Genomic DNA, 11,267 nt, shown 5'->3' on the forward strand with positions numbered 1-11,267 from the left:
AACACCGATTAATCAGCTGATTTCACCCGCTTCGTCATCCATTTCTTACTCATCGTCAGGATCGAGATGATCGGCTTGTCGTATGCCGTGCGCAAAAACGCGGAATACATCTTCTGTTATTCTAAACATAGGTTTGGTTCGAAGATGCACAGCAACATCCGTGCGAATATCGTCAGCGAATTTGGCCTCTGGATTTCCTGCGGCCCATTTGCGACTAGGACGAATTGCTCTGACGGTGAAGCCCAGGTCTTGAGCCGATGGGCTCTGTTGATGGCGTGGATGGCTCTCCCGACAGCATCGCTATGTGCCATTGTGGTGAGTGTTGAGGCCATCAATAAAACTCCTGCGGGAGCTTTAACCGCTACTATCCAGATCCCAATTTTCCTTACTACATTTCCGTTTTGTCTGTGATGGAGTTGGAAATAAAAATTAGGTGATCTCGTACCGCAGCGCTTGCTGCCTTGCCATCGCCCAAAGAAATAGCCTCATAGATTGTCTTGTGTTGAGCGGCTGAAGCTTTAAGCAAGCTCGGATCATTAGGCTCGCTCCGCCGTTCACGCCAATCTGATCGGCGCCGCAACTCTCTGATAAGTCTATATATTTCCATATATAGCGGGTTTCCAGCCAGCTCAGTGATGCGGTAATGGAAAATCTCATCTGCGAGCTCGAGCGCCTCGGTCGTCTCGGCCACGCAAAAGTTGTTCATAAGGGTTTCTAGTTGCTTTGCAGCCTCTGGCGTGATCCGCTTGGCGGCAAGTTGCGCAATATGTGGTTCAATTTGAAGGCGGACATCCAAAATCTGATCAGGCGAGATGCGGGATGCTAAAAACCTGTGGCGCCCGCCATCCGGCAAGGGTGGTGGGGCGGCAAAGGTGCCTTGCCCGCGATGACGAAAAACAACCCCTTGGTCCTCTAGGCTGTCAAGAGCGCAGCGCAACTGCCGCCGCGAGACCCCAAGGGATTGTGCAAGCTCGCGTTCTGGCGGCAGTCGCCCACCATTGTTGACGACGGCAGCACCTTCTAAGAGGTTTTGCACCGCTAGCAAAACCTCTTGTGCTCCGATCTTGTTGCGCTGCATATTTACCCAGAAAACAGATCCAAGAACATTCGTGCCGAGGTTATAAACAGGAAACCGCCGAAGGCCAAGCGCAAGGCCCGGCGCGGGATTGAGTGCGCCAGACGAACGCCAACTTGCGAAAATGTCGTGGTTAGCGGAATGATGGCCGCTGCCGCCAAAAGGTTGACATAACCAAAGGAAAACGGTGGCAGTCCGGAAACGCCCAATCCGGTTGCGGTATAAATCAGCGCCCCTGGCAGGCCGATGATAAACCCGATCGCTGCGGAGGTGCCAACGGCGCGGCGAATGTCATACCCTAGGAAATTCAGCATCGGGACGCAGACTGTCCCCCCGCCGATCCCCATCATCGCGCTTATCATCCCTGCCAGAGCGCCCAGCCCCGCCCATACCGGCTTTGAAAATCCCTTGGGTTGAGTGTCCGGCTTTCCTTGGCGAAACACCATATCGGCGGCGACAATCAGAGCGACTGTCGCAAAGACCGAAATCAGCACTTTGCCCGAGACATAGCCACCCAACAGGCTACCAAGTACAACCCCCACAAGGATCGAGGGCGCCCAAAGCCGCAGCAGGGCGAAATCAATCGCCCCGCGTTTGTAATGGCCCCAGCTTGAAGCCATCGAGGTGAAAATGATGGTCGCCAAAGAGGTGCCAACGGCAACTTTCATCGTGACATCCGGGTCCATCCCCGCCAGCGTCAGGGCAAAGTAAAGCGCAGGAACAATGACAATCCCGCCCCCTACGCCCAGCAATCCGGCGAGAACACCCCCGAGTACCCCTGCGCCGATCGCCACTGCCATCAATTCCAAGATGGCCCCGGTCGTAAACCCATCCATTGCTTAAACCTTGCCAGTTGTCGCGTAAGAGGCGGTCACGCGGCCTTGCGCCTCTCGCTGCGCCTCTGATGCGGCTATTTTTGTGTCAATATCGCTGCGGTCAGGTGCGCCGGAAAAGCGCTCTGCCGTGGGCATGATTTCAGCCAGGAACAAATAGCGCTCCTCGGCCACGGTCAAAAGACGCCGAAGCTCTGACAAAGGGTCGGAATGATCATCAACCCGTAGGTCCAACCAGGGGTAATCCTGACCACGATGGATGCGCAAACCGGCGGCTTGCCTGCCGCGCTTGTCACCGCCTGCTTCTTCGCCCGCCTGCATGGCAGCCAAAAGGCGGTCCGGAAAGGGCAGATCGCGGCGCGCGCACCAGACCCGCGCCGTTTCAGCGACAACCTCGGGACCAGTCAGCATATTGCCCGCGACCGAGAAGCCCTCGCCGATAGTATGGCCGGCCCAATCAATACACTGCGCGCCGGTGAAGGCGGCAGAATGGCCCGCTGAATCCATCATATGGGCTTGCCGCTGCGCCTGACCTGCATCGCGCCGGACAAAATCTGCTAGAATAGCCTCTGCCGGCTCGTCGCATTGCAAACGGCGCTGGCCTTCCGTGCCCCAGATCGGGTTGATAAAGGCTTGGGTCGCCACCGCCACGCCGCGCCCGATATGGGGCACTAAGGCCCCGCAAGCGAAAAAGCGGCTGGCAACGGCAATCCCGATGGCGCCTGTTTCGGGATCTTTTGCAAGGATGGAATAGGTCATCGCTCAACGCCCGACCGCGTAGGCCTGCATTAGGCGCGGTGTGGCTGCTGCCGTCAGCATTCCGTCCGCCTCGCGCCGCGCCGCGGTCATGCGCCCGACCGACCATGGCTCTGCCACCGTGACAAGATGGCCCTTGGCGCGCAGGCCTGCGATCGTGTTTTCGCCCAAGGTCGGCTCTACCACCAATTCGCCGGGCTTGGCATCACGGGGATAAAAGCTGGCTTGGAAATGGGCGGTATGGAAAAGTGGGGCGTCGATGCCCTCTTGCATACCAAGGCCGAAATGCACCATCCGCAGGAACCAGATCAATTGCCATTGGTCCTGCTGGTCGCCGCCGGGTGTGCCAAAGGCGATACGCGTGCCGTCTTTTTCTGCCATCGAGGGCGTCAACGTTGTGCGAGGCCGCGCGCCTGGCTGCAGCGAAGTTGGCAGGCCCTCATCAAGCCAGAACATCTGTGCGCGGGAATTTAGCGGAAAGCCAAGCCCCGGCACCACAGGGTTGGATTGCAGCCACCCCCCCGAAGGCGTGGCGCTGACCATGTTGCCCCAACGGTCAATCACATCAATATGCACCGTATCACCCCGCTTTTCAGTCAGGTGCGCCATCGTCGGTTCACCCGCCGATGCGCCGCGGGCCGCCTTGAAATCGCGCGCGGCGCGGCTAATTGCGGCCTCGGCCAAATACTCCAGTCCTTTGATCCGGCCAGGGCGTTGGTCCAGACTGGCGCGGTCAGTAATCAAGGGGCGGCGGGTGGCAGCGTATTCTTCGGACAGCAGAGTTTGCAGCGGAATATCAAAATGCGCGGGATCGCCGTAATATGCTTCGCGGTCGGCATAGGCGAGCTTCATCGCCTCGGTTACGAGATGCACAAACTCAACCCCGTTGGGGTCCATGGCGCCAATCTCAAACCCTTTGAGGATTTGCAGGGCCTGCAACAAAACCGGCCCTTGCGACCATGTGTCGGTCTTGTAAACCGTCCAGCCATGATATTCGATTGACACGGGTTCTTCCCAAGTGGCGTGCCAATTCGCCAAATCGTCGGCCGTCATAACGCCGGAATGCGCGGTTTCGGACACGTCCATGACGCAGGCCGAAGCCATCTGATCTGCAATCGCCTCTGCAACAAAGCCTTTGGACCAGATCGCGCGGGCCGCGTCGATCCGCGCCTCTCGGGTATCGCCTGTCGTCTCATCGAGGATACGCTGATAGGTAGCGGCAAGAGCGGGGTTTCTGAACAGCCCCCAAGCCTCGGGGGCCGCGCCTTCCGGCAACCATGTAGCAAAGCTTTCGGGCCATTCCGCGCGAAAAAAATCGGCAAGCCCGGCGATTGTATTGGCGACGCGCGGCAAAACCGGATGCCCATCCCGCGCATAGGCAATGGCAGGGGCGATCACATCGGCCAGCTCCATGCTGCCATGGTCACGCAACATCAGCATCCATCCATCAAACGCGCCCGGAACAACGGTCGCCAGAAGCCCAGAGCCGGGGATCAGCGTCAGCCCCAATTCATCGCGGTAATGGGCAATTGTCGCCGCTGCAGGGGCTACGCCCTGTGCGCAGAGAACCCGTGTGGCACCTGTATCCGCGACATAGATGATCGCAGGTAAATCGCCCGCCGGGCCGTTCAGATGGGGTTCAACCACCTGCAAAACGATGGCGGTCGCAACCGCAGCATCAAAGGCATTGCCGCCCTTTTCAAGCATAGACATCCCGACCGCCGAAGCGATCCAATGGGTCGATGTGACAGCGCCGAATGTACCGCGAATATCGGGGCGGGTTGTGAAATTTGTCATGTTTTCCTCGTGGTATTCTACTTGTTTATTCTTCTCGAGGGTCAAGCGCATCGCGCAAGCCGTCTCCCAGCAGGTTGAATCCCAGCACCACTAGATAGATCGCCACCCCGGGCCACAGCGCCATCCAAGGAGCCTGTGCCATAAAATTCTTGGCGGTGTTCAGCATTGCCCCCCAGCTCGGGTCGGGCGGTTGTTGCCCAAGGCCCAGAAAAGACAGCGATGCCTCTGCGATGATTGCGCTGGCGATTGTCAGTGTTGACTGGACCAGCACCGGCGGCAGCACATTGGGAAAGATGTAGCGCAGCAGGATTTTCGGCGTCGAGAGCCCGATTGCATGGGCACTTTCGACATAGTCCTCGGCGGCGATATTGATAGCCTGTCCCCGCGCCAGACGCACGAATAACGGAGTCGCTGCGATGCCGATAGCGATCATGGCATTAGTCAGCGATGGGCCAAGAAAGGCCGCAAGCGCAATGGCAAGGATCAGGAAGGGAATAGCCAGAAGCGCCTCGGTGCAACGGGAAATCATGGCATCGACCCAACCGCGCATATAGCCCGCCAGAATACCCAAAGGCACGCCGATCACCATTGCAATGGCTACCGACACAACCCCAGCCATCAACGACGCCCGCGCGCCCCAGATCATCCGGGACATGATATCACGGCCAATCTCGTCGGTGCCAAGTGGGTGAGCAAGGCTGGGCGCCAGCCGGACTGCGCCCCAATCAGTTGCCGCAGGGCTCGGGATCGGCAAAACCGGAGCGGCGATCGCAATGGCGGCAAAGGTGCCAACGACGACAGACCCGAAAATCGCACTCTTATGGCTGCGGAATTTACGCCAGGCCCGGCTTTCTGGGCGTTTGGCTAGGATTGCATCTTCGGTTGCTTTCACAGCGTTTGTCACTACCGCCCCCTCAATCTTGGGTTCAGCAGAACATAGGCCAGATCTGCTAGTAAATTCATGATGATAAAGCCAATGGCTGTAACCAGAACGACGCCCTGCACCACTGCATAATCGCGGCTGAATACAGCATCCACGATCATCTTGCCGAAACCGGGGATGGTAAAGACCTGCTCGGTCAGTACCGCGCCCGCAATCAGTTCACCAAACAAAAGCGCAATCAACGTGACCACCGGCGTTAGCGCGTTACGAAATGCGTGACGCAAGATCACAATCGGCTCGCGGAGCCCTTTGGCCCGCGCCGTTCGCACATAATCTTGTCGCATCACAGTCAGCATCGAGGACCGTGTATGTCGCATCAGAGACGCGGCAAGACCCGTTCCCAAAACAAAAGCGGGCATTATCATTGTCTTCATTGACAGCCAGAAATCTTCAGTGGGCGGCACATAGCCGCTTGCAGGCAGCAGATGGAACTTTACCGATACGATTAATATCAGCATGATCCCCAGCCAGAAATTCGGAATAGATAGCCCAGACAGCGCAACAACATTGGCGGCGTAGTCCAGCTTGGTGCCTTTGCGAACCGCCGAGATGATGCCTGCAGGAATCCCGATAAAAATGGCAAAGACCATCGACATGGCTGCCAGTTGAAGTGTTACCGGCAGTTTGGTTGCGATCATCTGCGACACGGGGATACCCGACCGAATGGATGTGCCCAGATCGCCCTGCAAAACCCCTTTGGCCCAGCTCAGGAACTGGACCCAAATCGGGTCATTCAAGCCATACAAGTCACGCAGCCGGTTCAGCGTTTCGGGATCACGATCCTCTCCTGCCAGAGCTAGAACGGGATCACCCGGCAAAAGCTTTTGCAGGCCAAAGATAAAGACCGAAATCAGGATCAGTGTAGGTATCGCGACAAGGAGCCGCCGGAGGATGTGAGATAGCATTTGGATCCAGCTTTGCATAGGCCGGGACGCCGCCAACGGCAGCGCCCCGGAAAGAGATTAGTCAGCCTTGCTCACCCCTTCGAGGCGGATCATACCGTCTGGGCTTGCTGCGAAACCTGTGACCTTGTTCGACAGGCCATAGAGCCAGCTTTCGTGGTACAAGTAAAACAGCGGCAGATCAGCCATCAGGATGTCATCGGCCTTGAAATAGGCCTCTTTGCGCTTGGCTTCATCGCTGGTGGTGCGGGCCTCTTGCAGCAAGGCGTCTATCTGCGGGTTGGAATACTTCCCGTCGTTAAATCCTGCATCCGTGGTCACGAAGCCAAATAGGTTGCCATCGGGGTCAATCCGTCCGGACCACCCCACCTGGCTTGCCTCGAAATCCCCCGATGCCTGATCGGCCAGCATCGTTGCAAACTCTTTTGCGTTGATCTTGATATTGATCCCGGCTTCAGCAGCCATCGCCTGAATCATCTGCACTACTTGCTGGTTTTCTGGCCGGTTCGGGACCTGGAGTTCCAGATCGACGCCATTTGGAAACCCTGCTTCTGCCACAAGTGCTTTAGCTTGCTCGATGTCACGCGCATGCACAGGATAGGCCGGGTCGAAATAGGGGCTGGCCGGGGGCACGAACTGGCTTGCAACTGAGTTCAAACCCGAGAACACGACCTGATTGATCGCCTCGCGATCAATGGCAAGGGACAGCGCCTTGCGCAGACGCGCGTCCTTACCAAACGGGGAGTCCGCTTTGACACCATTCCCGGTATTGAATGTGATCCCCTGATAGCCAAGTCCCGTAGCAGAGGCAAAAGCAAGGGCATCATTGCTTTTGACCGCAGGCACGTCCGTAGCCCCGAGCCGGTTGATCACGTCCAGATCACCCGATTGCAGGTTGGCAAGCCGCACGGTACTGTCCGGAATAGGCAGGAAGGTCACGCCATCCAATTTGATCGCATCCGCGTTCCAGTAGTCTGCGAATTTCACTAGCTCGATCTTGTCTTGCGATACGCGGCTCTTGAACTTGAAAGGGCCGGAGCAAACGGGATTTGCCGAAAAGTCACCGCCAAAAGCAGATGGTGCAAGCATCATGCCGGACCGGTCGGCAAGCTGCGCCAGCAGTGGTGCATCGGGCACACTCAAATGCAGCTTGATCTCGGTTGGGCTCACAATCTCAACACTTTCCACCGAGGAAAGCTCTGATTTGCGAACGCTGTCTTCTAGTGTCTTTGAACGCTCGATATTGGCTTTGACCGCCGCGGCGTCAAAGGGCGATCCGTCATGGAATTTGACACCCTCGCGCAGGGTCATCGAAACTGTCAGCCCATCCTCGGAAACGGACCAGCTGGTTGCCAGTTGTGGCACCAGCTTCAAATCCGGCGTCACGTCAATAAGTTTGTCGCACAGCGAGGTAAAGACGATCCGCCCAACAAAGGTACGGCTCCTGTCGGGATCAAGCGCATCGGGGTCGCTTTCCAAGCCGATCTTGAGCGTCTGGGACTGCGCGGCCATAGCGACCGTGCAAAGCAACGCGGACATAAGCAGGGTATTGCGGAATTTCATCTTCGGCTGTCTCCGTTTGTCTGGGTTTGCAGTTACTGTTCGGGAGTGAATTAAGGTGAGTCCTGATTTGCCAAGGCGGTTCGGTACATCGCAAAACGCGCCTCGGCACCCGGCGAACGCCCCGTTGCAGACGCTGCAATCGTCAATGAGACAGAGGACACATCTCGCCAGTGATGGCAGGCTACCTCGGTCCCGGGGGCGACAGTTTCATTGACAGGCTGCATTTGGGCGCAGATCTCTGTCGCAAACGGGCAGCGTGTGCGAAAGCTACAACCAGAAGGCGGCGCGAGCGGGCTGGGAGGTTCGCCGCTCAGGTGCTGCCGACTTTGGGTTGCGCCAAATTCGGCGACAGGGATCGCCGACATCAGGGCGCGTGTATAAGGATGGCGGGGGTTTGCAAACACCTCATCCGTAGGGCCAGTTTCTACTACACGCCCTAAATACATCACGGCGATCCGATCACTCATATGGCGGATCACGGCCAGATCATGCGCAATCACGATCAAGGTCAGGCCTCGTTGATCGCACAGATCCCCCATCAGATTGACGACCTGCGCCTGCACCGACACATCCAGCGCGGAAACCGGTTCATCCGCGATCACGACTTTGGGGTCCGAAGCCAGCGCACGGGCGATCCCGATGCGTTGGCGCTGTCCGCCGCTGAATTCATGAGGATACCGGTCCATATGACTAGGGCGCAGGCCCACTTCTGCCAACAGTCTCCCCACCTCTTTCCGCCGCTCTCCTGCGGTCAGGTTAGGGCGATGGATTTCCAAAGGCTCGGCAATCAATTGCGCCACAGTCATACGGGGATTAAGGGACGAAAACGGGTCTTGAAAGATGAATTGCAAATCTTTGCGCAAGGCCCGAACCTCTGCGCCTTTCAACTTGGCAATGGCGCGCCCCTCGAAGATCACCTCCCCCGAGGTTGGCAGCATGAGCCGCATTAGCAACCGCGCCAGCGTAGATTTTCCACAACCGGACTCGCCTACGATGGCAAAGGTTTCGCCAGCATGCACCTTCAGGTTTACGCCATCCACAGCCTTCAGTGACGTTCCCTTTTGCAACAGGTTGCCGCCAACCGGATAATGTTTTCCAAGGTCCTGCGCCTCGACAATCACAGTCATGCGACACCTTTCAGGCTTTGATCCAAGGGGGCAAAATGGCAAGCGACCTGGTGGTCGGCACACACGCTTTGCAGCGGCGGCACCTCGGCACAACGACTTTGAGCAAAGGGGCAACGCGTAGAAAACCTGCAACCGTGCGGCATCGTTTCAATTGTTGGCACCATCCCCGCCACGGTGGACAGCCGCGATTTCGGCCCCCGCAGGCTGGGCAGGGATAACATCAAACCAATGGTATAGGGGTGCTGCGGATCGCTGAAAATCTCTTCGGCACTGCCCGCCTCTACGACTTTGCCCGCATACATCACCGCAACTTTGGTCGCGAGTTCGGCCACCACGCCCAGATCATGCGTGATCATGATCGTCGCCATGTCACCGCTTTTTTGCAGGTCACTTATCAGATCCAGAATCTGGGCCTGTATCGTCACATCAAGGGCCGTTGTCGGCTCATCCGCAATCAGAAGATCAGGGTTGTTGATCAGCGCCATTGCTATCATCACACGCTGGCGCATCCCCCCCGAAAGCTGATGGGGATAATCATTCATCCGCAGTTCTGGCGCCGGAATGCCCACCTTACGCAGCATTTCTAGGGCCTCGTCCCTGCCATCGCCAGGGTTATGGCAGCGCCATGCCTCGGCGACCTGATCGCCAATCTGGAAGGCAGGGTTCAGCGAACTCATGGGTTCCTGAAAGATCATGCCAATTTTGCGGCCCCTGATATCAGCCAGCGCCGTAGGGTCATCAAGGGCATAGCTTTGCCCGTCAAACTTCATCGTACCCCGCACTCCGCGGAGCAAAGCTGGCGGCAGCAGTCCCATAATAGTCAGCGCGGTCAGGCTTTTGCCACAACCGGACTCGCCGACGATGCACAGCGTTTCACCCCGATCTACGCTAAGGCTGACACCAGACATCAGATCTGCATTCTGCGAGCCAATCTTCAACGACATGTCGCACAACTTCAGCATAGGGCTGTCTTTACTTTCCATAGCAACCGCGACTTTCAAGTAGAGCGAATCAACTGGACCAATCTTACATTGGTTCAGCTTAGGTAACGCATGCCACACTTCAAGGGTTTTGTGGCATAAATTGGGTTCTGGGCGTGCATCCCCTTCTATTAGGCAAAATTATTAGGCAAACTTACCCTATGGCGTCAGTGACAGGTGCAGGAGTTTGCGCGTCTCATTCGGCGGTCGCCACTATCGCAGGCATGAAACAGCCCACATGATCCGCGAGAAACAATTCAGCACAAACGGCCTCACCGCCACGCAGAAGTTTGCAAGGTGTTGTCATTTGTGGACAGCCCCGATTTTGCAAGAGTTTTCTTGGTGCCTGAGATCATTTAGCTAGCGCTCATTTGTCCGGCCTGTTTGCGCGGCGCATATACCCGCTGGCCTTGATGAAGTTCGCGAACCGGATCCCTATCACGTTAACGGGCTGGGATACGCTGACAACTCCACGGGGTGTTCCGGTTGCGGTTGCATTGATCATCATCACTTAGATTGCTCTTGCATCCTGATGTGCGGCTATGGCTTAGCCGCGCTAGTTCTACGCTGAGCGGTAAGTTTCTCCTTTTGCGAGAATGGCCCATGCGATCCGCGCGGTCTTGTTGGCCAGCGCCACACTGACCAACCGTGATGGTTTGCGTTCCAGCAGGAGACGCACCCATTCCCCGATTTGCGTTTGGGCTTTAACAGCGCGCCTGAGATACGCCTCCTTCGGTTGGAATGTTGAACCGTTCGTCCAAATGGCGTGCATCAAGACTGCGAGTTTTCGCGCCAATGCAACAACCGCTTTCTTATGGCTGGTTCGGGCTTTGAGGGCTCTGGCCCAGGCTTGCAATCCCGCCCCTTTGCCCGGCTTCACGCGATTCAGCAAACTGCTCGCGGCCTCATAAAGTGTCGAGCGCAGCATGGCGTCGCCGCGTTTCGATATTCGGCCACCAAAATCCATATCACCAGATTGATAGCGTCGTGATGTCAGTCCAAGATAGGCTCCAACCGATCTCGACTTTGCAAACCTTTGCGGGTCATCGATTGTGGCAACATAAGTTACAGCGCTCACCGGTCCAACGCCGGGGATTGTCATAAGCCTCTGGCAAGCCTCGTCTTCTTTGGCATATCGGGCCATTTCTTTGGTCAATGCTGCGGCCGGTATTGTCAGGTTAAGTCCCTGTGCCCGCAGCTTTGCCTGTGAGGGTTCGATCAAGACGTCAGTGCAGCGGCACAATCGATCCAACGGCGAAATGCGGCTGTTCGGGTGTGGCGATACTTGGAG

Annotated in this window: 10 protein-coding genes; all 10 read right to left on the reverse strand. The window is 57.1% G+C overall.

Annotated features, from left to right (window positions below; translation table 11 throughout):
• Positions 1-388 precede the first annotated feature (388 nt).
• Complete coding sequence (locus DT23_RS14815) at positions 389-1,078, reverse strand: FadR/GntR family transcriptional regulator (protein ID WP_051697336.1); 690 nt, start codon at positions 1,076-1,078, stop codon at positions 389-391.
• Between the two features lie 2 nt (positions 1,079-1,080).
• Positions 1,081-1,911: a sulfite exporter TauE/SafE family protein gene (locus DT23_RS14820; RefSeq protein WP_038132463.1), complete on the reverse strand. Its 831-nt coding sequence runs from the start codon at positions 1,909-1,911 to the stop codon at positions 1,081-1,083.
• A 3-nt stretch (positions 1,912-1,914) separates the two neighbouring features.
• A complete protein-coding gene (locus DT23_RS14825; RefSeq protein WP_038132464.1) occupies positions 1,915-2,667 on the reverse strand; it encodes a DUF1028 domain-containing protein in 753 nt (250 codons plus the stop codon).
• Positions 2,668-2,670: 3 nt separating this feature from the next.
• Positions 2,671-4,461, reverse strand: coding sequence for a gamma-glutamyltransferase family protein (locus tag DT23_RS14830; RefSeq protein ID WP_038132466.1), 1,791 nt, complete (start codon positions 4,459-4,461; stop codon positions 2,671-2,673).
• A 25-nt stretch (positions 4,462-4,486) separates the two neighbouring features.
• Positions 4,487-5,365 (reverse strand): ABC transporter permease, encoded by an 879-nt coding sequence (locus DT23_RS14835; protein ID WP_205618252.1) that lies wholly within the window; start codon positions 5,363-5,365, stop codon positions 4,487-4,489.
• Positions 5,365-6,309: an ABC transporter permease gene (locus DT23_RS14840; protein WP_038132473.1), complete on the reverse strand. Its 945-nt coding sequence runs from the start codon at positions 6,307-6,309 to the stop codon at positions 5,365-5,367. Before DT23_RS14840 ends, DT23_RS14835 begins: the two co-directional genes overlap by 1 nt.
• Before the next feature lie 57 nt (positions 6,310-6,366).
• On the reverse strand, positions 6,367-7,869 hold the full coding sequence (locus DT23_RS14845; protein WP_051697337.1) for an ABC transporter substrate-binding protein: 1,503 nt from the start codon (positions 7,867-7,869) through the stop codon (positions 6,367-6,369).
• A gap of 50 nt (positions 7,870-7,919) precedes the next feature.
• Positions 7,920-8,996, reverse strand: coding sequence for an ABC transporter ATP-binding protein (locus DT23_RS14850; protein WP_038132467.1), 1,077 nt, complete (start codon positions 8,994-8,996; stop codon positions 7,920-7,922).
• Positions 8,993-9,979, reverse strand: a complete 987-nt coding sequence (locus tag DT23_RS14855; protein ID WP_038132469.1) for an ABC transporter ATP-binding protein — start codon at positions 9,977-9,979, stop codon at positions 8,993-8,995. The genes DT23_RS14850 and DT23_RS14855 overlap by 4 nt, the downstream gene beginning before the upstream one ends.
• A gap of 559 nt (positions 9,980-10,538) precedes the next feature.
• On the reverse strand, positions 10,539-11,267 hold a 729-nt coding region (locus tag DT23_RS19755), incomplete at its 5' end, for an IS110 family RNA-guided transposase (protein ID WP_205618253.1).

This window comes from Thioclava indica (genome assembly GCF_000714545.1).
In the GTDB taxonomy this organism is placed as follows: Bacteria; Pseudomonadota; Alphaproteobacteria; order Rhodobacterales; family Rhodobacteraceae; genus Thioclava; species Thioclava indica.